Origin of the sequence: Shimwellia blattae DSM 4481 = NBRC 105725, assembly GCF_000262305.1 — a bacterium.
GTDB lineage: Bacteria > Pseudomonadota > Gammaproteobacteria > Enterobacterales > Enterobacteriaceae > Shimwellia > Shimwellia blattae.
Map to the genome: position 1 here is coordinate 671048 of NC_017910.1, position 21723 is coordinate 692770.

At 57.8% G+C, this 21723-nt stretch carries 26 protein-coding genes and 1 other RNA gene; 19 read left to right on the forward strand and 8 right to left on the reverse strand.

All coding sequences use genetic code 11. From position 1 onward, the window contains the following. Positions 1–13: 13 nt before the first annotated feature. The 9 genes from citD (at position 14) to EBL_RS19625 (ending at position 5147) form a co-directional block, all read left to right on the forward strand. Entirely contained in the window at positions 14–304 is a 291-nt protein-coding gene (citD, locus tag EBL_RS03130) for a citrate lyase acyl carrier protein (protein WP_002444900.1), read from the forward strand. Further along, entirely contained in the window at positions 301–1176 is an 876-nt protein-coding gene (citE, locus tag EBL_RS03135; protein ID WP_002444902.1) for a citrate (pro-3S)-lyase subunit beta, read from the forward strand. The genes citD and citE overlap by 4 nt, the downstream gene beginning before the upstream one ends. A gap of 10 nt (positions 1177–1186) precedes the next feature. Further along, a complete protein-coding gene (gene citF / locus EBL_RS03140) occupies positions 1187–2704 on the forward strand; it encodes a citrate lyase subunit alpha (protein WP_002444904.1) in 1518 nt (505 codons plus the stop codon). Between the two features lie 4 nt (positions 2705–2708). Further along, positions 2709–3248: a citrate lyase holo-[acyl-carrier protein] synthase gene (citX, locus tag EBL_RS03145; protein ID WP_002444905.1), complete on the forward strand. Its 540-nt coding sequence runs from the start codon at positions 2709–2711 to the stop codon at positions 3246–3248. After that, a complete protein-coding gene (gene citG, locus EBL_RS03150; RefSeq protein ID WP_002444907.1) occupies positions 3226–4083 on the forward strand; it encodes a triphosphoribosyl-dephospho-CoA synthase CitG in 858 nt (285 codons plus the stop codon). Before citX ends, citG begins: the two co-directional genes overlap by 23 nt. Positions 4084–4338: 255 nt before the next feature. Next, positions 4339–4512: a DUF5431 family protein gene (locus EBL_RS20905; protein ID WP_306307617.1), complete on the forward strand. Its 174-nt coding sequence runs from the start codon at positions 4339–4341 to the stop codon at positions 4510–4512. Next, a complete protein-coding gene (locus EBL_RS19620; protein WP_373278507.1) occupies positions 4451–4579 on the forward strand; it encodes a Hok/Gef family protein in 129 nt (42 codons plus the stop codon). The genes EBL_RS20905 and EBL_RS19620 overlap by 62 nt, the downstream gene beginning before the upstream one ends. 327 nt (positions 4580–4906) lie before the next feature. Further along, complete coding sequence (locus tag EBL_RS20910) at positions 4907–5080, forward strand: DUF5431 family protein (RefSeq protein ID WP_306307619.1); 174 nt, start codon at positions 4907–4909, stop codon at positions 5078–5080. Then, the gene (locus tag EBL_RS19625; RefSeq protein WP_373278508.1) at positions 5019–5147 is read left to right on the forward strand and encodes a Hok/Gef family protein; all 129 of its coding nucleotides are present in this window, start codon (positions 5019–5021) and stop codon (positions 5145–5147) included. The genes EBL_RS20910 and EBL_RS19625 overlap by 62 nt, the downstream gene beginning before the upstream one ends. Before the next feature lie 117 nt (positions 5148–5264). Here the strand turns inward: EBL_RS19625 and mltC are convergent, their stop codons facing one another. The 3 genes from mltC to mutY all read right to left on the reverse strand — a co-directional run bounded on the left by mltC (position 5265) and on the right by mutY (position 7807). Further along, positions 5265–6350, reverse strand: coding sequence for a membrane-bound lytic murein transglycosylase MltC (mltC, locus tag EBL_RS03155; RefSeq protein ID WP_002444912.1), 1086 nt, complete (start codon positions 6348–6350; stop codon positions 5265–5267). A gap of 99 nt (positions 6351–6449) precedes the next feature. Then, on the reverse strand, positions 6450–6722 hold the full coding sequence (locus EBL_RS03160) for an oxidative damage protection protein (protein WP_002444915.1): 273 nt from the start codon (positions 6720–6722) through the stop codon (positions 6450–6452). Positions 6723–6724: 2 nt separating this feature from the next. Next, on the reverse strand, positions 6725–7807 hold the full coding sequence (mutY, locus tag EBL_RS03165) for an A/G-specific adenine glycosylase (RefSeq protein WP_002444917.1): 1083 nt from the start codon (positions 7805–7807) through the stop codon (positions 6725–6727). A 156-nt stretch (positions 7808–7963) separates the two neighbouring features. On the opposite strand from mutY, the gene trmB reads away from it, so the two are divergent. The 3 genes from trmB to EBL_RS03180 are packed head-to-tail and all read left to right on the forward strand — an operon-like array spanning position 7964 to position 9784. After that, positions 7964–8683 (forward strand): tRNA (guanosine(46)-N7)-methyltransferase TrmB, encoded by a 720-nt coding sequence (trmB, locus tag EBL_RS03170; protein WP_002444919.1) that lies wholly within the window; start codon positions 7964–7966, stop codon positions 8681–8683. Continuing rightward, the gene (locus tag EBL_RS03175; protein WP_002444921.1) at positions 8683–9009 is read left to right on the forward strand and encodes a YggL family protein; all 327 of its coding nucleotides are present in this window, start codon (positions 8683–8685) and stop codon (positions 9007–9009) included. The genes trmB and EBL_RS03175 overlap by 1 nt, the downstream gene beginning before the upstream one ends. A gap of 58 nt (positions 9010–9067) precedes the next feature. Further along, positions 9068–9784, forward strand: coding sequence for a YggN family protein (locus tag EBL_RS03180; protein WP_002444923.1), 717 nt, complete (start codon positions 9068–9070; stop codon positions 9782–9784). A 15-nt stretch (positions 9785–9799) separates the two neighbouring features. Here the strand turns inward: EBL_RS03180 and EBL_RS03185 are convergent, their stop codons facing one another. The 3 genes from EBL_RS03185 to zapA form a co-directional block, all read right to left on the reverse strand. After that, positions 9800–10396 (reverse strand): 5-formyltetrahydrofolate cyclo-ligase, encoded by a 597-nt coding sequence (locus EBL_RS03185; protein ID WP_014715818.1) that lies wholly within the window; start codon positions 10394–10396, stop codon positions 9800–9802. Between the two features lie 35 nt (positions 10397–10431). Beyond that, positions 10432–10615, reverse strand: a non-coding RNA gene (gene ssrS / locus EBL_RS19630) — 6S RNA. A 41-nt stretch (positions 10616–10656) separates the two neighbouring features. Further along, complete coding sequence (gene zapA / locus EBL_RS03190; protein WP_002444926.1) at positions 10657–10986, reverse strand: cell division protein ZapA; 330 nt, start codon at positions 10984–10986, stop codon at positions 10657–10659. Between the two features lie 281 nt (positions 10987–11267). Here zapA and EBL_RS03195 point away from each other — a divergent pair, with 281 nt between their 5' ends. The 7 genes from EBL_RS03195 to gcvP all read left to right on the forward strand — a co-directional run bounded on the left by EBL_RS03195 (position 11268) and on the right by gcvP (position 20487). Next, the gene (locus EBL_RS03195) at positions 11268–11846 is read left to right on the forward strand and encodes a YecA/YgfB family protein (RefSeq protein WP_002444928.1); all 579 of its coding nucleotides are present in this window, start codon (positions 11268–11270) and stop codon (positions 11844–11846) included. Positions 11847–11911: 65 nt separating this feature from the next. After that, on the forward strand, positions 11912–13225 hold the full coding sequence (pepP, locus tag EBL_RS03200; RefSeq protein ID WP_002444930.1) for a Xaa-Pro aminopeptidase: 1314 nt from the start codon (positions 11912–11914) through the stop codon (positions 13223–13225). Then, positions 13222–14400: a 2-octaprenyl-6-methoxyphenyl hydroxylase gene (gene ubiH, locus EBL_RS03205; protein WP_002444932.1), complete on the forward strand. Its 1179-nt coding sequence runs from the start codon at positions 13222–13224 to the stop codon at positions 14398–14400. Before pepP ends, ubiH begins: the two co-directional genes overlap by 4 nt. A 12-nt stretch (positions 14401–14412) precedes the next feature. Further along, positions 14413–15615, forward strand: coding sequence for an FAD-dependent 2-octaprenylphenol hydroxylase (gene ubiI / locus EBL_RS03210; RefSeq protein ID WP_002444934.1), 1203 nt, complete (start codon positions 14413–14415; stop codon positions 15613–15615). Positions 15616–16014: 399 nt separating this feature from the next. Then, the gene (gene gcvT / locus EBL_RS03215; protein ID WP_002444936.1) at positions 16015–17112 is read left to right on the forward strand and encodes a glycine cleavage system aminomethyltransferase GcvT; all 1098 of its coding nucleotides are present in this window, start codon (positions 16015–16017) and stop codon (positions 17110–17112) included. Positions 17113–17132: 20 nt separating this feature from the next. After that, positions 17133–17522, forward strand: a complete 390-nt coding sequence (gcvH, locus tag EBL_RS03220) for a glycine cleavage system protein GcvH (protein WP_002444938.1) — start codon at positions 17133–17135, stop codon at positions 17520–17522. A 91-nt stretch (positions 17523–17613) separates the two neighbouring features. Next, complete coding sequence (gene gcvP / locus EBL_RS03225) at positions 17614–20487, forward strand: aminomethyl-transferring glycine dehydrogenase (RefSeq protein WP_002444940.1); 2874 nt, start codon at positions 17614–17616, stop codon at positions 20485–20487. Between the two features lie 65 nt (positions 20488–20552). On the opposite strand, the gene EBL_RS03230 is transcribed toward gcvP, so the two are convergent. Together EBL_RS03230 and rpiB are read right to left on the reverse strand one after the other, a co-directional pair. Then, positions 20553–20999, reverse strand: coding sequence for a type II toxin-antitoxin system HicB family antitoxin (locus tag EBL_RS03230; protein WP_002444942.1), 447 nt, complete (start codon positions 20997–20999; stop codon positions 20553–20555). A gap of 18 nt (positions 21000–21017) precedes the next feature. After that, entirely contained in the window at positions 21018–21449 is a 432-nt protein-coding gene (gene rpiB / locus EBL_RS03235) for a bifunctional allose-6-phosphate isomerase/ribose-5-phosphate isomerase RpiB (RefSeq protein ID WP_002444945.1), read from the reverse strand. Between the last annotated feature and the right edge of the window lie 274 nt (positions 21450–21723).

Sequence of the window (21723 nt, forward strand, 5' to 3'; positions counted from 1 at the left end):
CCAGGACAACATTATGAAGATTATTAACCAGGCGCTGGCCGGGACCATGGAGTCCAGTGACCTGATGGTGAAGATTTCCCCGGCAGACGGGGAGCTGGATGTGGTCATTCACAGTGAGGTGATCAAGCAGTTTGGTGATCAGATCCGCCAGGTTGTACTGGAAACCCTCAGCACGATGGGGGTAACCCAGGGGTTAATTATTATTGAGGACAAAGGCGCACTGGACTGTGTGATCCGCGCCCGTCTGCAAACTGCGCTGCTGCGTGCCTCTGGCCAGCAGCCGGACTGGGGGGTTATACAATGAGTACTCTACGCCGCAGTATGCTGTTTTTACCTGGCGCTAACGCTGCCATGCTCTCCACGGCGTTTATCTACCGCCCGGACGCGATCATGTTTGATCTGGAAGATGCCGTCTCCCTGCGGGAAAAGGACAGCGCCAGAATGCTGGTTTTTCATGCGCTCCGGCACCCCATGTATCGGGATATTGAAACCGTAGTGCGAATTAACCCACTGAATACGCCGTTCGGGCTGGCGGATCTGGAAGCGGTAGTCCGGGCTGGGGTTGACGTGGTGCGCCTGCCGAAAACCGATACTCCGGAAGATATTCATTTACTGGAGAGCCACCTTGAACGCATCGAGCGGGCCTGTGGCCGCCCGGTGGGCTCTACCCGGCTGATGGCAGCCATTGAATCTGCTGTCGGGGTGATTAACGCTGTGGCGATTGCCCGCAGCTCCCCGCGGCTGATTGGCATTGCGCTGGCGGCGTTCGATTATGTGATGGATATGCAGACGGAGCGCGGTGATGGCACCGAACTGTTCTATGCCCGCTGCGCGGTGCTTCATGCGGCGCGGGCTGCCGGGATCGACGCTTTTGATGTGGTCTGGTCGGATATTAACGACGAAGCCGGATTCCTGCGTGAGGTTGAATTGATCCGTAAGATGGGATTTAACGGCAAATCGCTGATCAATCCCCGCCAGATAGATCTGCTGCATAACGCGTATGCTCCTACCCGGCAGGAGGTGGACCACGCCCGGCGGGTTATCGAGGCAGCCGAAGAAGGCGAACGCAACGGTCTGGGGGTGGTATCCCTCAATGGCAAAATGATTGACGGGCCGATTATTAACCATGCGCGGGTGGTGATTGAGCGCGCGGCGGCTTCCGGTGTACGGCGCTAAGGACAGAACCATGAATCAGACAGAACCTCTCCATATTCAGTATCCGGCCCTGGGGCATCTGGCTCCGTTTGAAGATGCACTGGCCGCGACCCCCTGGCTGGCGGATCCTGCCGCCAAATCTCAACGTAAGTTGTGTGCTTCTCTGGAACAGGCGGTTGAGCGCAGCGGCCTGAAAAACGGAATGACTATCTCTTTTCATCACGCCTTCCGGGAAGGGGATCAGGTGATTAATCAGGTGGTTGCCACCCTGGCGCGCATGGGTTTCCGGGATCTGACTCTGGCGTCCAGCTCGCTAATGACCTGCAATGACGCACTGATTGAGCATATTCGAAATGGGGTTATCCGCCGTATTTATACCTCCGGAATGCGCGGCAAACTGGCAGAGGCGATTTCCCACGGGCTGATGGATGAACCGGTGCAGATCCACTCTCACGGGGGCCGGGTGAAGCTCATCCAGGACGGGGAACTGAATATTGATGTGGCGTTTCTTGGGGTGCCGTGCAGTGATGAGTTCGGTAATGCGAATGGCACCCACGGTGCTTCCTGCTGCGGCTCTCTGGGCTATGCCATGGTGGATGCCCGTTACGCCCACAATGTGGTCCTGCTCACGGAATCGCTGGTGCCGTTCCCCAATATGCCTGCCAGTATTGTGCAGGATCAGGTGGACTATATTGTGCCCGTGGCGCAGGTCGGCGACCCGGCGAAAATCAGCGTTGGGGCGGCACGGGTCACCAGTAACCCACGGGAACTGATGATCGCCCGCAACGCGGCAGATGTGATTGAACACTCCGGATATTTCACCGAAGGCTTTTCCATGCAGACTGGCTCCGGGGCGGCATCTACCGCCTGCACTCGTTTTCTTGGCCAGAAGATGGCCCGCGACGGGATCCACGCGCGTTTTGCCCTCGGGGGGATCACTGGCAGCCTGGTGGATCTGCATGAGCAGGGGCTGATCGCCACCTTGCTGGATACCCAGTGTTTTGACAGCCAGGCGGCCGGATCTCTGGCCCGTAACCCGCAGCATGTGGAAATCTCCACTAATGTTTACGCTAATCCGGGCAGCAAAGCAGCCTGCTGTGATCAACTGGATGTGGTGATCCTCAGTGCGCTGGAAATTGATACGGACTTTAACGTTAACGTGATTACCGGGTCGGACGGGGTGATGCGCGGTGCTTCCGGTGGTCATTGTGATGTGGCGGCGGCGGCGAACCTGACTATTGTTGTGGCCCCGCTGTTGCGCAGTCGTATTCCGACGGTTGTGCGACGGGTAACAACTTGCGTGACGCCGGGGAGTTGTATTGACGTGCTGGTCACGGACCACGGTATTGCGGTTAATCCGGCGCGGCCGGAAATTCGCGAGCGCCTGGAAAATGCCGGATTACCGGTGATGGATATTGAAATGCTCTGGGAAAGGGCGATTTCCTTAACCGGGGCTCCCAAAGCTATCGAATTTACCGATAAAATCGTCGGCGTGATCCGCTACCGCGATGGCAGCGTGATCGACGTTGTTTATCAGGTGAAGGAATAATGTAATGACAGTAACGACGCCCGAACAGGCGGGGGTCACTCTGGACGCGCTGCTGGCGGCAAAAGAACGCCGCGCGGCACGCCAGACTGACTGGCTGGGGCACTATCAGCAACCGGTGGTTTCATTAACCCTGGTGACTCCCGGCCCGGTAAAAAACAGCATTCGCTACCGGAATACGATGGGGGTTGCCCTGCAGTCCTGTGATCAGCTGTTCTGGCGTCAGGGCTGGAAGGTGCTGGATCGCCAGGTGTTGTGGCTACCCACCGGGCCGGAGGCAATGTGGTGCGTGGCGCATCCGGCCCGGGATCTTAAAAACCGTTGCAGTGAACTTGAGCAGCTGCATCCTCTGGGAAGGATCTGGGATCTGGACGTTATCTGCCCTGAGCTGGGGCCAGTAGGGCGCCAGTCTCTGGGGGAGGATATGCGCCACTGCCTGCTGTGTAATGAACCGGCCCATGCCTGTGCCCGCTCCCGGCGACATCCGCTGGAGCAGGTGGTGTCCCGCGTTGAGGGGATTATTGATGACTGGTTTGCCCGCGACTAAACCCGCTGCGGTGGATGTGGTAACCCTGGCAGAGCAGGCGCTCTGCCAGGAGCTGGAGCTCACACCTAAACCCGGGCTGGTGGACCGTGTTAACAGCGGAGCCCACCGGGATATGAACTATATGACATTTATCCGCAGTATCCGGGCGGTTGCTCCCTGGCTGCGGGTGTTTGAACACTGTGGTTATCAACATGCCTGCTTACCTGCCAGCCAGGTTCTGGCCTTGTTACGCCCGGCTGGGCTTGCCTGTGAACAGGCGATGTTTGAGGCCACCGGGGGGGTGAACACCCATAAAGGCGGTATATTCTCTCTTGGCCTGCTGTGCTGTGCTGCCGGGCGGTTGCACGGACGGCAACAGCCGGTAACGACCGGGACATTGTGCGAAGAGGTCAGCCAGATCTGTGATGGTCTGGTGCGGCGTGAACTGGCGGGCGGACCTTCAGGCAATCAGACTGGTGGTCAGTGCAGTATGACTGCGGGCCAGCGGCAGTATCAGAGCGCCGGGCTGACTGGTGCCCGGGGCGAGGCCGAAAGTGGTTTTGCCACGGTACGCCGTTATGTCTTGCCCTGGTGGTATCAGGAGCAGGGGGAGCGTCGCCTGCACAATGCATTACTACGGCTGATGGCTGTAAATCCGGACAGTAATCTGATCTCCAGGGGGGGGGCTGAAGGGCTGGACTATGTGCAGCGTTATGCCAGCAGTTTGTTACGCCATGGCTGGCAGCGCCAGGATCTGGTGGTGATGGATCGGGAGATGACCGCCCGCCATCTGAGCCCCGGAGGCAGCGCTGATTTATTATCTGTGGCCTGGGTGCTGGCAGCCGTGGGAGAATAATTGAATTTTTATTATTTACATTGTGGATAGTATTCTCTTTATTTTTATCTGAAGCGGTGCTGTTGATATAACGTTGTGGATAGTGCTATTCATCATATTTTTTAAATACAGGTGCAGGGTTATTATACCCGTGGCGCTTAAGGCTGACTGCCTTATGCGGAGTCTCTGATATAGCCGGTTGCAGTAAAACGGTAATAAGCGGTGAAGTACAGAATGTGGTAAGGCAGAAAGAATAAAGCCCCGTAGTTAATTTTCATTAATCCACGAGGCCTACTCTATGCCAAACAACATCAGAGTAGCCGCTTATCTGCCGCGAGGCAAGGAGATACCGGCCATGAAATTATCGCAATATTCCGCAGTGTGGTGTCTGTTGATAGTGTGTTTAACGCTGTTACTGCTCACCTTAATTATCCGCCCGCAGTTATGTGAGGTTCGCATAATCCAGGGCGACCGGGAAATCGCGGCAATTATGGCCTGTGGATCCGGCACCTCGTAGCGGGTAAGCCGCACAGCCAGGCGTGCGGATAATGCCGCACACCTGCTGATGTGCTCCGGCCAGCCCTGGCGCCTTTCGACCGGGCTCTCCGTAACAGGAGAGCCCGTTTTTATTTTTCGGGAAATAACTGCATATTGATAAATTGTTAAGCGTGGCGCTATTTATCATATTTTTTAAATACAGGCGCAGGGTTATTATGCCCGCGGCGCTTAAGGCTGTCTGCCTTATGCGGAGTCTCTGGCGTGGCTGTTGCAGTAATGCGGTAATAACGCAGTGCGGTACAGAATGTGGTAAGGCAGAAAGAATAAAGCCCCGTAGTTAATTTTCATTAATCCACGAGGCCTACTCTATGCCCAAGAACATCAGAGTAGCCGCTTACCTGCCGCGAGGCAAGGAGATACCGGCCATGAAATTGTCGCAAAATTCCGCAGTATGGTGTCTGTTGATAGTGTGTTTAACGCTGTTACTGCTCACCTTAATTATCCACCCCAGGCTATGTGAAATTCGCGTAACCATGGGTTCCCGGGAAATTGCGGCCATTATGGCTTGTGGTGTTGAACCCTCGTAGCGGATAAGCCGCACTGTCAGGCGTGCGGGTAATACCGCACGCTCTGATCTGTTCTGGCCGGTCTTAGCGCCTTTTCGCCGGGCCCTCTTATAACAGAGGGCCCGTTTTTACGGCCGGTTATTTTATCCGGCGGTAGGCGCCCTGGGCAGTATTAACCTTGTACAGGTAACGGCGCGACTCTGCCGAAGGGTGGCGGGTGGTCAGGGTCTGGTAGACATCGTCCGGGGTCATGGTGTTGATGATATTAACCGCTTTAACCCGGTCCCCCGAAAAGACCCGCAGCACGCTACCGGCACCGCCGTTATAGGCGGTAATAACGGCGTAGCGACGGGAGGTGGGGTTATCAATGCCGGACAGGTAGACATCGTTGAGCATGGCCAGGTAGGCGGTGCCGGTATCGATATTGCTTTTAGGATCGAACAGATAGCTGCGGCTCGGGGTTCCCCATTTGCCCTGAGAGCGGAACACATCTTTACCGGCGCTGTGCTGGACCACCTGCATTAGCCCCAGGGCATCCGCATGGCTGACCGCATAGGGGTTAAAGCTCGATTCGGTCTGCATAATGGCGAGGATCAGCGATTCATCAATACCATATTTGCGCGCGGCCTCGCGCACCATGCCGATATATTTATGGGCGCGTTTGTCCAGGTGGTTAGGCACCAGGTTTATGGTCACACTGTAGATAATGCGCAGGCCGTTACTGCGGCTTTTCAGCCGGGTTTGCAGTAAATAGTCGGCGAATTTAGCGGCCCGGCCTTCCCAGCGAATGGGCTGCCCGGTGTTATCAACCACCTGACCATACAGGAACGGCTGGCGTGAAATCAGCACGTCGTTGACATCTGAGTAGAGGTCAATCGAGCCGGGGTTATCCCCCATCAGCAGGGTGGTGATAATCGCCTGGCGCAAATGTCCGGTAGGATCCGTACCGGCCATGGTCTCAACCGTTATGGTCCCTTCATCAAAGTTGATGTGGCTGCGTGTCTGATATTTGTCCGTATATTTTACGTAGTCTTTCGGACCCGCGATTAATACCTCGTCAAACCCCCACAGATTTTCGATATTGTTGGCAAATTGCCCCATCAGAATATCAAAACCGTTGGTGTCCTTTACCCAGGCTTCATTGTAGGTCTCGGCGTTCTTTTTGTTACTGGAACACGAGATCAACAACGGTGCCACCAGAGCCAGCGCTAAAAGTTTTTTCATGTTCAGGCGTGTGTTTCTGTTCAACAAAAGGGCCGTAGCCCTTCAGTCAGCTGATGGGGTCACCAGCTTTTGTTGTTGTTACCGGAAGGATATCTGCGATCACTTCTCTGGTGGCGTAAAACCTTCAATATGAACATCCTTGCCCTCAAACAGGAAGTTGACCATCTCCTGCTCCAGCAATTTGCGATGTTCCGGATTCATCATATTGAGCTTTTTCTCATTAATCAGCATGGTCTGTTTCGCCTGCCACAGCTTCCACGCCTCTTTGGAGATCTCATTATAGATACGCTTGCCCAGTTCCCCCGGGTACAGCTGAAAATCCTGGCCTTCAGCGTCGTGCTGCAGGTAGGTGCAAAAAATGGTTCGGCTCATGATTACTCCTCTCTCGTTACCGGAACGCCGCAATCCCCGGCTATGCCTGCACGTAATTGCTGCAACAGGCGTTCAACGGGCGCAGCTAACCCCACGGATGGCGGCTGGGCTAAGTTATACCAAAGAGCACCCCCCTCATCCATGCATCCGTGAAGGGATGACACTCCCAGCCACATTGGCACAATATCCAGATGGAAATGGCTGAAAGTGTGACGGAAAGCGGTTAGCTGACACAGATTATCTGCTGAAATACCGCGTTGCGCCAGCCATGCACGCAGGGCGGCTTCATCGTCAAACTGGGGAAAGCAATACAGCCCGCCCCACAGCCCCACCGGCGGGCGCGGTTGTAAAAAGACCTCATCCCCCTGCTGGAGCAGCAGAAAATACCCGGTGCGCTCCGGGAGCGTTTGCCTGGGCTTTTTGCCCGGGTAGAGCGCCTGGCTACCGGCGGCCTGGGCTTCACAGTCGTTTTTCAGCGGGCACAGCTCGCATTTGGGACGTGAGCGGGTGCACACCATGGCCCCCAGATCCATCATGGCCTGGTTAAAGCGCTCCACGCCCGCCGCAGGGGTGACGGACTCACTGAGTTGCCAGAGCCGGTTTTCAACCTCTTTCTTCCCCGGCCAGCCCGCCACCGCATAGCAGCGCGCCAGTACCCGCTTAACGTTGCCGTCAAGAATCGGAAAATGCTGACCAAGAGAGAGTGATAAAATGGCCCCCGCAGTGGATCTGCCCACCCCGGGAAGTGCTGCTACCTCTTCAAAGCTCCGGGGAAACTCCCCGTGGTGCAAATCGACCACCTGCCGGGCAGCTTTATGCAGATTTCGCGCCCGGGCGTAGTAGCCCAGGCCGGTCCATAAATGCAATACTTCATCCAGGGGCGCGTTGGCTAAATCCGTCACCGTGGGGAAGCGCGCCATAAAGCGCTGGAAGTAGGGGATCACCGTGGCGACCTGGGTCTGCTGAAGCATCACTTCAGAGAGCCATACCTTATAGGGCGTTTTTTCCTGCTGCCAGGGCAGGGTCTTGCGGCCATATTTGTCATACCAGTCAAGCACCTGGCGGGAAAACTGAAGGGATTGCATCATTATAGCGTTATTCTGCCCAGTAGATATTCTGGCTGCCGATTCCAGCACAACAGCGCTGTGGCTGTAAACCGGAACTTTCCCGTGCTTGCATCCGGGTACTAACTTTGGATAATGCCCGTTTCCTGAACTTTTACGCGAGTAGATTTGAATCTCATGATTAACGACGTCATATCACCGGAATTTGATGAAGATGGTCGCCCGATGCGACGCATTCGTAGTTTTGTCCGCCGCCAGGGTCGCCTGACCAAAGGGCAACAGTTCGCGCTGGATAACTACTGGCCGGTGATGGGTGTAGAGTACGCCGCACAGCCGCTGGATTTATCTGCCCTGTTTGGCCGTGAGGCACCGGTAGTCCTTGAGATAGGCTTTGGTATGGGGGCCTCGCTGGTGGCAATGGCGAAGGCGAACCCGCATCAGAACTTCCTCGGCATTGAGGTTCACTCTCCCGGCGTGGGCGCCTGCCTGAGTGCCGCCCATGAAGAAGGGGTCACCAACCTGCGCGTAATGTGCCATGACGCCGTTGAAGTGCTGGAAAACATGATCCCCTGTAACTCCCTGTCAATGGTCCAGCTGTTCTTCCCGGATCCCTGGCACAAAGCACGCCATAATAAACGGCGTATTGTGCAGGTGCCCTTTGCGGAGCTGGTGAAAAGCAAGCTGAAGCTGGGCGGTGTGTTCCATATGGCGACCGACTGGGAACCTTATGCCGAACATATGCTCGAAGTGATGGTGACCATTGACGGGTATCATAACTGCTCGGCGGAGGGGAACTATGTACCGCGCCCTCAATCCCGCCCGGTCACAAAATTTGAACAGCGTGGTCAGCGTCTTGGCCACGGTGTGTGGGACTTAATGTTCGAGAGGATGAAATAATGGCAACACAGCGTAGCCGTCGCTTGCGTAAAAAAATGCATATTGACGAGTTTCAGGAAGTGGGTTTCTCCGTCGCCTGGCGTTTCCCGGACGGCACCAGCGAGCAACAGATAGACAGCGTGGTCGATCAGTTTATTGAGCAGGTTATCGATCCCAACGGCCTGGCCTTCGACGGCAGCGGCTATCTGGCCTGGGAAGGGCTTATCTGCCTGCAGGAAATTGGCAAGTGCACACCAGAACATCAGGCGCTGGTACGTAACTGGCTGGAAGCACACCAGTTAACCGATATCCGCACCAGCGATTTATTCGACATCTGGTGGGATTAATTGCCGCGGGGCCGGGGTATCCGGCCCTGACCGTCCGGGATATTTATCAGGAGCAGGTATGATTCGTCACGTATTCACCGGCGCGATGCTGTTCGTTGCCGCGCAGGCCCATGCTGATTACCAGTGCAGTGTTAACCCAAAAGACGACGTGGTGATTAAAGCCCGGCACGTACAGGTCGTGGGGGAGAACGGCAATCTGGTGATTAGCCCGTCAGGCGATGTGCAGTTTAACGGTAAACAACACACGCTGAGTGCGGCTCAGCGCCAACTGGCGGTGAGTTACCAGCAGTCGCTGCGTAGCGACCTGCCCTGGATAGACAACGGCGCCCGCTCGCGGGTGGATAAAAGCCGCGTCGCGCTGGATAACATCATCACCCAGCAGATGGGGGCCAGCAGCAATATGCACAGCCGCCTGAAGAAGCTGGACAAGCAGCTAAAAGAGCAGATGAACCGGATCATTGAACACCGCGAGGACGGGCTCACCTTCCACTACAAAGGTGTCGACCAGGTGCGTGCCGACGGGCAGCAGCTGATCAATCAGGCGATGGGCGGCATCCTGCAGGACAGCATCAATGAAATGGGGGCCAAAGCGGTACTGGGCGGCGGTTCAAACCCGTTACAAAGCGTGCTGGGTAACCTTGGCGGTATGCAGTCGGCCATTCAGGACGAATGGAAAAACCAGGAAAAAGATTTTGAACAGTTCGGCCGCGATGTCTGCTCGCGGGTGGTCTCGCTTGAGAATCAGCGCACGAAGCTGGTCTCTGGACTGAAATAATTGCGGGCCTGCCTGTTACCACTGCCAGATTCGGGAGGGGGTAACCACGGCAGGTAGCGGAATATCCCAGGACTCTGCCGGCAGCGTCTCCACCTGCTGGCAGTCATGAGCGTAGCCCACGGGCTGCAGCCGGTACTGCTGCCAGCGCTGCAGGGTACGATCGTAAAACCCGCCCCCCATTCCCAGGCGCTGGCCTGCTGCGTCAAACGCCACTAACGGCACCACCAGAACATCCAGCGCATCCAGAGGCAGAACACTGCGCACATCCAGGCGCGGCTCTGCGATATTAAAAATATTCACAGTCAGCGGCGTGTGCGGCGTGTAGCGTAAAAACAGCAGGTTACCGGGGCTGAACGGATGCAGTACCGGTAAATAGACCTGTTTCCCGGCCTGCCACAGGGACTCGATCAGCGGGCGGGTATTGAGCTCGCCATCAAAAGAGAGCGATAACGCCACGTGTCGGGCCTGCTGCAAAGGGGGGTAGCGGAGCATCTGCCCGGCGGCCTGAATGGCGAAAGTGTGCTGCTGTTCCGGAGTGAGTGCCCGGCGGCGCTGGCGAATTTGTTTACGGATCTCGTGACGCAGAGTGGCAGTAGTCACATGGACGCTCATATCACATAAGAAGAGGTTAACAACAGGAAGGGTAGGGAATCTCCGAGATGCCGCCGCAGGCTGTAACCCTTGAACCCTTGGTTCAAGGTGAATGTGTCGTCATGGCCTTAAGGCTTCTCGGGCGAACCGAGCATGCGCACCGACCGTGGAGCGCCACATTCTTGTGGTTTGAAATATCGGCTCAGGGGACTGGCCCGCTTGCAAACATCTCAGAGAAATTTTTTATCTGTGGTCACTCTACCATAGTTAACCGCAGATTGTTATTCAAAAGTGCTTCCCGGTCTTTCAGCAGTGCGGCCCTGCTCAAGCAGAGCGTCTTCAATGGTTTGCTGAAGCATTTTGATTCGCTGCTCCATACCAGAGGCGTAATCCCGGGTTTTGGCTTTTTCCTGTGCCAGCTCATAACAGATGTTAAGTGCGGCGATAAAAACCAGCTGTTCGCTATTGGTGACTCTAGTGCGAACTTTTAAATCTTGCAACCGCTGATCAAGCTCTTCTGCTGCCTGGTTCAGCGCATCCCGCTGTTCTGGCGGACAATTTACCCGCAAAGAACGACCAAAAATTTGGATATCGACTGGTTGTGCAGACATGCCACCTTCCTGCTGATTAACGCCCCATAGGCCCACAGCCTGTCCGGGGCTGCGCGGGGGGCAAAATATAGCTACCCTGAAACAAAGATACAAGCCCTGATGACGTCCTTTTTGCGGTTCGTATCAGGCCCGGGCTCTGGCTGGTCAGAATTAACACACTGACACACGCACTGCAACCGAACCCATCAACCACCCCATGTTGTCCGGGCTGATTCTGGTATCTCCGGGGGCCAAAGTGGTAGCATACCATGAACTCCACCTTCCAACGATGGCGAAAGCGCATGTCTATACAGAACACGATGCCTGACTACGATAAAGTAGCTCAGTTACTCAACCAGCAAAACATTGGTCTGACCCCGTCAGAAATGCACGGTCTGATCAGCGGCATGCTGTGCGGCGGTTGCAAAGACAGCGCCTGGCAGCCACTGGTTCATGATCTGACAAATGAAGGCCTGGCCTTTAGCCAGGACTTAGCCGAGGCCGTGCGCCAGATGCATGCCGCCACCAGTGATGCGCTGGACGACGATAACTTCCTGTTCCAGCTCTATATTCCTGACGACGATGACATCACCGTATTCCAGCGGGCAGACGCGCTGGCCGGCTGGGTAAACCACTTCCTGCTGGGCCTTGGCGTCACACAGCCGAAACTGGACAAAGTGAGCGGCGAAACCGGCGAAGCCATTGACGATCTGCGGAATATCGCCCAGTTAGGATACGATGAAGACGAAGACCAGGAAGAGCTGGAAATGTCCCTGGAAGAAATCATCGAATATGTCCGGGTTGCCGCGCTGCTGTGTAACGACACCTTCAACCACCCGGAACCGACCGCGCCGGAAGTGCGCAAACCGACATTACACTAAACAACAGCGGCCCGCAGACACCTTCTCTCTGGCGCGGCGGGCTCCCGGTTTTATAAGGAGATCTCATGACCCAGCAAGCGTTTATCCGCCGTCGCCAGGCGCTACTTCGCAAAATGGCGCCCGCCAGTGCCGCACTGATCTTTGCCGCACCGGAAGCCAGCCGCAGCGCCGACAGTGAATACCCCTATCGCCAGAACAGCGATTTCTGGTACTTCACCGGCTTTAACGAGCCAGAAGCGCTGCTGGTGCTGATCAAAAGTGATGAGACCCACAGCCACAGCGTGCTGTTTAACCGCCTGCGGGATAAAACCGCAGAAATCTGGTTTGGCCGCCGCCTGGGTCAGGAAGCGGCCCCGGAAGCGCTGGGGGTGGACCGGGCGCTGGCGTTTTCTGAAATTGGTGAGCAGCTTCACCAGTTGCTCAACGGCCTGGATGTGGTCTACCACGCCCGGGGGGAGTACGACTGGGCCGATAGGCTGGTATTCAGTGCGCTCGACACCCTGCGCAAAGGCTCACGCCAGAATCTGCGAGCCCCGGCAACCCTGACCGACTGGCGCCCCTGGGTGCACGACATGCGGCTGTTTAAATCCCCCGAAGAGCTGGACATCATGCGCCGCGCGGGCGAGATTTCCGCCCTGGCCCACACCCGGGCCATGGAAAAATGCCGCCCGGGCATGTTCGAATACCAGCTGGAAGGGGAGATCCTGCACGAGTTTACCCGCCACGGTGCCCGTTACCCCTCTTACAACACTATCGTTGGCAGCGGTGAGAACGGCTGCATTCTGCACTACACCGAAAACGAAAGCGCCATGCGCGCAGGCGATCTGGTGCTTATCGACGCCGGTTGCGAATACCAGGGCTACGCGGGGGATATTACCCGCACCTTCCCGGTCAACGGCAAATTTACCCCAGCCCAGCGTGCGGTGTACGACATTGTGCTGGAGTCACTGGAAACCGCCATCCGGCTGTACCGCCCGGGCACCTCCATTCAGGCGGTCACCAGTGAAGTGGTGCGCATTATGGTCAGCGGCCTGGTGAGGCTTGGGATCCTCTGCGGGGATGTGGACACCCTGGTGGCGGAAAACGCCCACCGCCCGTATTTTATGCACGGGCTCAGCCACTGGCTGGGGCTGGATGTACACGACGTGGGTGAGTACGGCCCCGATCGCTCGCGGATCCTTGAGCCCGGCATGGTGCTGACTGTGGAGCCCGGGCTGTATATTGCGCCGGATGCCGACGTCCCGGCGGAGTTTCGCGGGATAGGTATCCGTATCGAAGACGATATTGTGATTACTGAAAACGGCAACGAAGTGCTCACCAGCGGGGTGGTCAAAACCGCCGACGATATCGAGGCGCTGATGGCAGCGTCCCGCCCGTGAGCGTGATAATCACCGGCGGGGGAATGGCGGGGGCCACCCTGGCGCTGGCTATCTCCCGGCTGACCGGCGGCCAGCTACCGGTGCACCTGGTGGAGTCGCGCATGCCGGATTCCACCACCCACCCCGGGTTTGATGCCCGGGCGATTGCGCTTTCCGGCGGCACTTGCCAGCAGCTACAGCGCCTGGGGATCTGGCCTGCGCTGGCCGATTGCGTCACGCCGATCACCAGCGTACACGTCAGCGATCGCGGCCACGCCGGGTTCACCACCCTCGAAGCCCGGGATTACGACATCAGCGCGCTGGGCCATGTTATTGAGCTTCATGAAGCGGGCCTGCGGCTGTTTCGCTTACTGGGCGAAGCCCCCGGGGTGACCCTCCACTGCCCGGCCCGGGTGACCGGGGTTGAACGCAGTGCGGAGCAGGTCACCGTCACCCTTGATAGTGGCGCGGTGCTCAGCGGCCAGTTACTGGTCGCGGCAGACGGCACCCGCTCACCGCTGGCGGGCCGTTGCGGTATTGAATGGCAGCAGCGTGACTACCAGCAGGTGGCGGTTATCGCCAATGTGGCCACCGCCCGGGGCCACCAGGGGCGTGCCTGGGAGCGTTTTACTGAGCATGGCCCGCTGGCCATGTTGCCCATGTCTGGTAAGCGCTGCTCTCTGGTATGGTGCTTCCCGGCTCACCGCCAGCAGGAGGTTGAACAGTGGAGCGATGCCCGCTTCTGCCGTGAACTGCAGCAGGCGTTCGGCTGGCGGCTGGGGCAAATTATGCACAGCGGCGTGCGCCACTGTTACCCGCTGGCGCTGACCCGGGCGGATCGCTGTGTTACCCATCGCCTGGCGCTGGTGGGCAATGCGGCACAGACACTGCACCCGATTGCCGGTCAGGGGTTTAACCTCGGGATCCGCGACGTGGTGACCCTGGCCGAAATGCTGGCGCACGCCTGGCATGCCGGGAGCGATACCGGCGGCAGCGCTCTGCTGTCGGCGTATCAGGCGCGCCGGGCGGCGGATAAAACCGCCACCATCGGTGTTACCGATGGGCTGGTGAGTCTGTTTGCCAATCACTGGTTCCCGCTGGTTGTGGGCCGTAATCTCGGCCTGATGACCATGGAATGGATATCGCCGGCGCGTGATGCGCTGGCCTACCGCACCCTTGGCTGGGTTGCGCGTTAACAGGAGTCTTATGTGCAAAGCGTAGATGTGGCCATTGTTGGCGGCGGTATGGTGGGTCTTGCGGTGGCCTGTGGCCTGCAGGGGAGCGGCCTGCGGGTGGCGGTGCTGGAGCAGTCGGCCCCCCGCCCCGGGGCGGAGGATACCCCGGCCGGGCTGCGGGTTTCGGCGATCAATGCGGCCAGTGAAAAGTTACTCAGCCATCTCGGGGTCTGGGAGACCATTCTGCGCGGCCACGCCAGCAGTTATCACGGCATGGAAGTGTGGGAGCGGGACAGCTTCGGGCGGATCGCGTTTGATGACAAAACCAGTGGCTACAGCCATCTGGGGCATATTGTGGAGAATGAATCCATCCGCCGCGCCCTGTGGCAACGGGCGGGCGAGTGCCGGGACGTTACGCTTATGGCCCCGGCGCACATCCAGCAACTGGCCCGGGGGGAGAACGACGCCTTTGTGAGCCTGACCGACGGCACAATGCTGACGGCCCGCCTGGTAGTGGGGGCAGACGGCGCCAACTCCTGGCTGCGCAGGCAGGCCGATATCCCGCTGACCTCCTGGGACTACCGGCACCATGCGCTGGTGGCAACGGTGCGCACAGAGCGCCCCCATGACGCGGTCGCCCGCCAGGTTTTTTATGCTGATGGCGTGCTGGCGTTCCTGCCGCTTAACGACGGGCATTTAAGCTCGATTGTCTGGTCATTAACCCCCGCAGAGGCCGCGCGCGTGGCGCAGCTGCCTGCGGCGGATTTTAACCGCGAGCTGGCGGTGGCGTTTGATACGCGCCTTGGCGTATGCACGCTGGAAAGCGAGCGCCTGTGCTTCCCGCTTACCGGGCGCTATGCCCGCCAGTTTGCCGGGCACCGCCTGGCCCTGACCGGAGATGCGGCCCACACTATCCACCCGCTGGCCGGGCAGGGGGTCAACCTCGGGTTTATGGACGCCGCAGAGCTTATTGCTGAGCTGCGCCGCCTGCATAAAGAGGGCAAAGACATTGGCGAATACCTGTACCTGCGCCGCTATGAGCGCAACCGCAAACACAGCGCCGCCCTGATGCTGGCCGGTATGCAGGGGTTTCGTGAGCTGTTCGCCGGTGACAACCCGGCGAAAAAGCTGGTGCGAGACTTAGGCTTAACCCTGGCCGACAGCCTGCCGGGGGTGAAGCCCCGGCTACTGCGCCAGGCCATGGGCCTGCACGACCTGCCCGAGTGGCTGCGCTGATCCACCACCTGCCCCTGCCCGCAGCGGGGGCAGGGCGCCTCATTTGAAATATTCTAATTTGACCCCGCCAGTCGGATTACTTTTATTAATCCGAAGCAAATTCAGATGTAGTGATTTTGTTTACCTATTTTTCTGAATTGTTATCTTCTTCTGATTTTTCACCTCTCATATGTGTGATTGTGCGGCATTAATCGCATTTCCTCAGTTTTATTCTCTGGCTATATCCACGCGGTTTCTGGCTGTAAGGTTATCTGACGGGTGGCCTGCGCTTATGGTTTAACGCCGGGTTAGGTGGTAAGTTTGCCGGTAAAGAGAACGTTTGCGTCGCCCCCGTGGCGCGGGGGAAAGGGCGTGTTGTGGGCTGCGGCAGGCAGCGCATATGGACTGAAAGAGGATAAAATGGCTCAGCAGACCCCGTTATTTGAACAGCACAATTTATGCGGCGCGCGCATGGTGGACTTCCATGGCTGGATGATGCCGCTGCATTATGGCTCCCAGATTGATGAGCACCACGCGGTGCGCACCGATGCGGGCATGTTCGATGTGTCGCATATGACCATTGTCGATTTACACGGCAGCCGCACCCGCGAATTCCTGCGCTACCTGCTGGCTAACGACGTGGCCAAACTCAAAACCCCCGGTAAAGCCCTCTACAGCGCAATGCTGAACGCCTCCGCCGGTGTGATTGACGATCTGATTGTCTACTTCCTCTCTGAAGATGACTTCCGCCTGGTGGTTAACTCCGCCACCCGTGAAAAAGACCTCGCCTGGATTAACGAACACGCAGAGCACTTTGGCGTGACCGTTACCGTGCGCGACGATCTGGCACTGATTGCGGTGCAGGGCCCGAACGCACAGGCAAAAGCGCAAACCCTGTTTACGGAGCAGCAGCGCCAGGCCGTTGCGGGCATGAAACCCTTCTTCGGCGTGCAGGCGGGGGATTTCTTTATCGCCACCACCGGCTACACCGGCGAAGCCGGGTACGAAATTGCCCTGCCTAAAGAGCAGGCGGCTACATTCTGGGCGGATCTGGTCAAAGCCGGGGTCAAACCCTGCGGGCTCGGGGCGCGCGATACGCTGCGCCTGGAGGCCGGTATGAATTTATATGGTCAGGATATGGACGAGGGCGTCTCCCCGCTGGCGGCCAATATGGGCTGGACCATTGCCTGGGAGCCGCAGGATCGCGACTTTATCGGCCGTGAAAAACTCGAACAGCAGCGTGAAAAGGGCACCGATACCCTGGTGGGGCTGGTGATGACCGAAAAAGGCGTGCTGCGCAGCGGCCTGCCGGTGCGCTTCTTTGATGAAGACGGCCACTGCCAGGAAGGGGTTATCACCAGCGGCACCTTTTCCCCGACCCTGGGCTACAGTATTGCCCTGGCCCGCGCTCCGGCCGGTGCCGGTAAGCGTGCCGTGGTCCAGATCCGTAACCGCGAGTTACCGGTTACGGTGACTAAACCCGTTTTTGTTCGCGCCGGTAAACCCGTCGCGCAGTAAATCGCTATCAGGAGATAACAATGAGCAATGTGCCTAATGAACTGAAATACAGCAAAGAGCATGAGTGGCTGCGTAAGGAAGCGGACGGTACATATACCGTTGGGATCACGGAACATGCTCAGGAGCTGCTGGGGGATATGGTGTTTGTTGACCTGCCTGATGTGGGCACCACCGTTGCCGCAGGTGACGACTGCGCAGTGGCTGAATCTGTTAAAGCGGCTTCCGACATCTATGCACCGGTCAGCGGTGAGATTGTTGCCGTGAACGATGCGCTGGGCGACGCCCCGGAGCTGGTAAACAGCGAGCCCTACGCAGCAGGCTGGATTTTCAAAATCAAAGCCAGCGACGAGGCGGAAATCAATGCCCTGCTGGACGCCACAGCCTATGAAGCGCTGTTAGAAAACGAGTAATAGCAGTGGGCCGGATTTATCCGGCCCGTTGGTTTCTGATTTTTATATCTGGTCCTATTTCCCGGCCAGGATGTTGCAGGAATAACCACTCATGACCCAGACCTTACCGCAGCTTGAACACAGTGATGCTTTTATTGACCGCCATATCGGCCCTTCTGCTGAACAACAGCAGGAGATGCTGGCGACCGTTGGCGCGGCATCGTTACATGCCCTGACCGCCAGTATTGTCCCGGCAGATATCCAGCTGGAGCAGCCGCCGCAAACGGGCGCTGCCGCCACGGAATTTGCCGCACTGGCAGAGCTCAAAGCCATCGCCGGGCGCAATAAACGCTTTAAAAACTATATCGGTATGGGTTATGCCGCGGTGCACACCCCGCCGGTTATTCTGCGCAATATGCTGGAAAACCCGGGCTGGTATACCGCGTATACCCCCTACCAGCCGGAGGTCTCCCAGGGGCGTCTGGAAGCGCTGCTGAACTTCCAGCAACTGACCCTGGACCTGACCGGGCTGGATATGGCCTCCGCCTCACTGCTGGATGAAGCCACCGCCGCAGCGGAAGCCATGGCCATGGCAAAGCGCGTCAGCAAGCTGAAAACCGCCAACCGCTTCTTTGTGGCGGCAGACGTTCACCCGCAGACCCTGGATGTGGTGCGCACCCGGGCGGAAACCTTTGGTTTTGATGTCATTGTGGATGAGGCCAGCAAAGCGCTGGACCATCAGGATCTGTTCGGTGTGCTGCTGCAACAAGTGGGCACCACCGGTGACGTTCACGATTACAGCGGGCTTATCGCTGAGCTGAAAGCCCGCCAGGTGGTGGTCAGCGTGGCGGCAGATTTAATGGCGCTGGTACTGCTGACGGCCCCGGGCAAACAGGGGGCCGATATTGTCTTTGGCTCCGCCCAGCGCTTTGGCGTGCCCATGGGCTACGGTGGCCCGCACGCGGCATTCTTTGCCAGCCGCGATGAATTTAAACGCGCCATGCCTGGCCGCATTATCGGGGTATCGAAAGATGCCGCCGGACAAACGGCCCTGCGTATGGCGATGCAAACCCGCGAGCAGCACATCCGCCGCGAGAAAGCGAACTCGAACATCTGCACCTCTCAGGTGCTGCTGGCGAATATCGCCAGCCTGTATGCGGTATACCACGGCCCGGAAGGGTTAAAGCGCATCGCCCGGCGTATCCACCGCTTTGCGGATATTCTTGCCGCCGGTCTGCAGGCCAAAGGCATCACGCTGCGCCATAACAGCTGGTTTGACACCCTGTGTGTGGACGTGGCCGATAAAGCCGCGGTGCTTGCCCGGGCAGAGGCCCGCCAGATAAACCTGCGCAGCGATATTCATAACGCGGTCGGCATCACGCTGGATGAAACCACCACCCGTGAAGATATTGCCGCGCTGTTTGCCGTGCTGCTAGGGGATGAGCATGGCCTGGCGATTGACGCGCTGGACAAAGACGTAGCGCTGGACAGCCGCTCAGTGCCGGCCACCATGCTGCGTGACGATGCTATTCTGACGCACCCGGTCTTTAACCGCTACCACAGCGAAACCGAGATGATGCGCTACATGCACAGCCTGGAGCGCAAGGATCTGGCACTCAACCAGGCGATGATCCCGCTGGGCTCCTGCACCATGAAGCTCAACGCCGCCGCAGAGATGATCCCGATCACCTGGCCGGAATTTGCGGAGCTGCACCCGTTCTGCCCGGCAGACCAGGCGCAGGGGTATCACCAGATGATAAGCCAGCTTTCCGACTGGCTGGTAAAACTGACCGGCTACGATGCGCTGTGTATGCAGCCGAACTCCGGCGCCCAGGGTGAGTACGCGGGCCTGCTGGCGATTCGCCGCTACCACGCCAGCCGTAACGAATCCCGGCGCGATATCTGCCTGATCCCGAGCTCTGCCCACGGCACTAACCCGGCCTCTGCCCATATGGCGGGGATGCAGGTAGTCGTTGTGGCCTGCGACAAGCAGGGCAATATTGATCTCGGCGATCTGCGCGCCAAAGCGGAACAGTACGCGGATCAGCTGTCCTGCATTATGGTGACGTATCCCTCTACCCACGGGGTATACGAAGAGACCATCCGCGACGTGTGCGATGTCGTGCATCAGTTTGGCGGCCAGGTCTACCTTGATGGCGCCAACATGAATGCGCAGGTGGGGATCACCTCCCCGGGCCATATCGGGGCGGATGTGTCGCACCTTAACTTACATAAAACCTTCTGTATCCCCCACGGTGGCGGCGGCCCGGGTATGGGGCCGATTGGGGTTAAAGCGCATCTGGCGCCGTTTGTTCCCGGCCACAGCGTGGTGCAAATTGAAGAGATGCTGACCCAGCAGGGGGCCGTATCTGCCGCGCCGTTTGGCAGCGCCTCTATTCTGCCAATAAGCTGGATGTACATCCGCATGATGGGGGCCGAAGGGCTGAAAAAAGCCAGCCAGGTGGCAATCCTGAATGCCAACTACATCGCCGCCCGCCTGAAAGGGGCGTTCCCGGTGCTGTATACCGGCGACAACGGCTACGTGGCCCACGAGTGCATTCTCGATATTCGCCCCCTGAAAGAGCAGACCGGTATCAGCGAGCTGGATATTGCCAAGCGCCTTATCGACTATGGCTTCCACGCCCCGACCATGTCATTCCCGGTTGCCGGTACTCTGATGGTGGAGCCGACCGAGTCGGAAAGCAAAGCTGAGCTGGATCGCTTTATTGAAGCGATGCTGGCGATTCGCAGTGAAATGGACCGGGTGGCCGCCGGTGAATGGCCGCTGAGCGATAACCCGCTGGTGAACGCGCCGCACATTCAGCAGGAGCTGGTGGGTGAGTGGGTGCACCCGTACAGCCGCGAGCTGGCCGTATTCCCGGCCGGGGTTGCTGATAAATACTGGCCGACGGTGAAGCGCCTGGACGATGTCTACGGCGACCGTCATCTGTTTTGCTCCTGTGTCCCGGTGAGCGAGTACCAGTAAGCGGTTATGTGAGTAACAGGGCGCTGCGGCGCCCTTTTTTCTGGCTGACTGCAATCTATTGCTGATCAGAAAAGGTGATTTCCCGTTAGCTCATGCCGTGCTGCCTGGGCTAAAAAGTGGCTGCGATCCCGGTACTCCAGGCGATTTCCCTGAATGAATTGATCAATTCGCTTAATAAGTACATCGGGTAGCGTAATATTGATACGCTGCTGTTTTCCCGAGAATTCACTGAGATCAACATCTATCATAAACCAGGTATCGAACCCGGCATATTCACTCTCTCCTGCGTAGGTTGCGACGCCAGCATCGGTAATATCTTCCACCGAGTATGCACCCGAAAGCATCATCTCTTCGACCACACTCAGGATAACCTCACGCGCCATCACCGGGATATCGGCCATTTCATCGGCGGCGGAGATACATCCGTAATTCAGCCGATCAAAGGCCGGAACAATAATGCCATAGGCGGTATGGGTATTTTCTGGTGATTCGACCCCGACAGAGAAGAACATGATGACCTCCTGTGCACATCAGCGGCTAATGGCCGTAACCCGGGCCTGATGCCTGCCCCCTTCAAACTCTGCCGCCAGCCAGCAGTCGACAATCATCTTCGCCAGTGCTTCCCCCACCACCCGGGCACCGAATGCCAGAACATTGGTGTCGTTATGCTGGCGGGAAAGCTGCGCGGAATAGGGCTCGCTGCACACCACCGCCCGGATCCCGGCCACTTTATTGGCGGCGATCGCCATACCCACCCCGGTGCCGCAAATAAGGATCCCGCCGTCTGCCTCCCCGCGGGCAACCGCATCAGCCACGGCCCGGGCATAGAGGGGGTAATCAGTGCGCGTTGCGCTGGTGGTGCCCTTATCCAGCACCCGGATACCCTTCTCCTGCATATGGCGGATGATGGCGGGTTGCAGGGCGAACCCGATATGGTCACAGCCAATGGCCACTGTTTTCATGGTGCCTCCGTCAGTTTTGCGCGTTGCTTCACGAACAGGTGCTATTTGTGAAGATATGTCTGATGAATATGCCCAGTCATCCGGGTGCAGTAGCGCTGTTGTAGCGGGGAGGTGTGGCGAAAACAATCGCGATTATTCGATTTTTGGCAGGATTAGCGGGCGGCGGATAGCCGGTTGTACAGCGGTGTATTAAGGGTTCTTTTAACGGGAAAAACTAACGCAAGACAATGATTATCAATAACTTTATTAAAAATTACTGTTTGTGAAGTGGGTT

Excerpts from the sequence above, each read along its gene's own strand:
- citD (WP_002444900.1), top strand. The coding sequence starts at position 14 with ATGAAGATTATTAACCAGGCGCTGGCCGGGACCATGGAGTCCAGTGAC.
- citE (WP_002444902.1), top strand. The coding sequence starts at position 301 with ATGAGTACTCTACGCCGCAGTATGCTGTTTTTACCTGGCGCTAACGCT.
- citF (WP_002444904.1), top strand. The coding sequence starts at position 1,187 with ATGAATCAGACAGAACCTCTCCATATTCAGTATCCGGCCCTGGGGCAT.
- citX (WP_002444905.1), top strand. The coding sequence starts at position 2,709 with ATGACAGTAACGACGCCCGAACAGGCGGGGGTCACTCTGGACGCGCTG.
- citG (WP_002444907.1), top strand. The coding sequence starts at position 3,226 with ATGACTGGTTTGCCCGCGACTAAACCCGCTGCGGTGGATGTGGTAACC.
- mltC (WP_002444912.1), bottom strand. The coding sequence starts at position 6,350 with ATGAAAAAACTTTTAGCGCTGGCTCTGGTGGCACCGTTGTTGATCTCG.
- EBL_RS03160 (WP_002444915.1), bottom strand. The coding sequence starts at position 6,722 with ATGAGCCGAACCATTTTTTGCACCTACCTGCAGCACGACGCTGAAGGC.
- mutY (WP_002444917.1), bottom strand. The coding sequence starts at position 7,807 with ATGCAATCCCTTCAGTTTTCCCGCCAGGTGCTTGACTGGTATGACAAA.
- trmB (WP_002444919.1), top strand. The coding sequence starts at position 7,964 with ATGATTAACGACGTCATATCACCGGAATTTGATGAAGATGGTCGCCCG.
- EBL_RS03175 (WP_002444921.1), top strand. The coding sequence starts at position 8,683 with ATGGCAACACAGCGTAGCCGTCGCTTGCGTAAAAAAATGCATATTGAC.
- EBL_RS03180 (WP_002444923.1), top strand. The coding sequence starts at position 9,068 with ATGATTCGTCACGTATTCACCGGCGCGATGCTGTTCGTTGCCGCGCAG.
- EBL_RS03185 (WP_014715818.1), bottom strand. The coding sequence starts at position 10,396 with ATGAGCGTCCATGTGACTACTGCCACTCTGCGTCACGAGATCCGTAAA.
- zapA (WP_002444926.1), bottom strand. The coding sequence starts at position 10,986 with ATGTCTGCACAACCAGTCGATATCCAAATTTTTGGTCGTTCTTTGCGG.
- EBL_RS03195 (WP_002444928.1), top strand. The coding sequence starts at position 11,268 with ATGTCTATACAGAACACGATGCCTGACTACGATAAAGTAGCTCAGTTA.
- pepP (WP_002444930.1), top strand. The coding sequence starts at position 11,912 with ATGACCCAGCAAGCGTTTATCCGCCGTCGCCAGGCGCTACTTCGCAAA.
- gcvT (WP_002444936.1), top strand. The coding sequence starts at position 16,015 with ATGGCTCAGCAGACCCCGTTATTTGAACAGCACAATTTATGCGGCGCG.
- gcvH (WP_002444938.1), top strand. The coding sequence starts at position 17,133 with ATGAGCAATGTGCCTAATGAACTGAAATACAGCAAAGAGCATGAGTGG.
- gcvP (WP_002444940.1), top strand. The coding sequence starts at position 17,614 with ATGACCCAGACCTTACCGCAGCTTGAACACAGTGATGCTTTTATTGAC.
- EBL_RS03230 (WP_002444942.1), bottom strand. The coding sequence starts at position 20,999 with ATGTTCTTCTCTGTCGGGGTCGAATCACCAGAAAATACCCATACCGCC.
- rpiB (WP_002444945.1), bottom strand. The coding sequence starts at position 21,449 with ATGAAAACAGTGGCCATTGGCTGTGACCATATCGGGTTCGCCCTGCAA.